The sequence below is a fragment of the Halomonas sp. ND22Bw genome (genome assembly GCF_003011945.1).
Classification (GTDB): Bacteria; Pseudomonadota; Gammaproteobacteria; order Pseudomonadales; family Halomonadaceae; genus Halomonas; species Halomonas halophila.
The window spans coordinates 1-616 of the sequence record NZ_PXWD01000058.1; the positions used below are offsets into that span (position 1 = coordinate 1).

A 616-nucleotide genomic window follows, 5' to 3' on the forward strand; every position below is an offset into this window, starting at 1 on the left:
GCCCTGGGGCCCGACGCCCGCGTGGTGGTCGCCGAACTCGTCCCCGCCGTGGTGGCCTGGGCGCGCGGCCCCCTCGCGCATCTGTTCGCAGACAGCCTCGACGATCCACGCGTCGAGATCGTTGAGGACGACGTAAACCGCGTGATCCAGTCGGGCCCCGAGCGATTCGACGCGATCCTGCTGGACGTCGACAACGGCCCCTCGGGCATGACCCGGCGGGAGAACGACCGGCTCTACGACCGCTGGGGCCTTCGGCGCGCGCATTACGCGCTGACGCGCGGCGGCATCCTGGGGGTCTGGTCGGGCAAGCCCGACCGGCGTTTCAAGGCGCGCCTGCGCCTGCACGGCTTCACCGTTGAAGAAGCGCGCATCTACGCGAACGGGGGCCCCCTCGGCCCCCGTCACGTGCTCTGGTTCGCGGTCCGTCCCGAGGCCGCGATCGGAGCCTGACGCCGTCCTCCGGGAAAGGCCCCGTCGGCGGCGCCCGGTCGTCAGTAGCTGTAGCTGCGGCGGCCGGCGCCCTGGCCTGGGCCGTAGCCGGTGTCGCGGGGCTGGACCCGCGAGCCGTAATCGATCTCGCGCTGGCGCCGGGCTTGGCGGTTCGCGAGGTAGCGGC

The 616-nt window shown here is 73.1% G+C and carries 1 pseudogene; it reads left to right on the forward strand.

Going from position 1 to position 616, the window contains the following annotated elements:
- Positions 1–450: pseudogene (locus CVH10_RS16945) on the forward strand (hypothetical protein); the annotation flags it as partial.
- Positions 451–616: the final 166 nt, after the last annotated feature.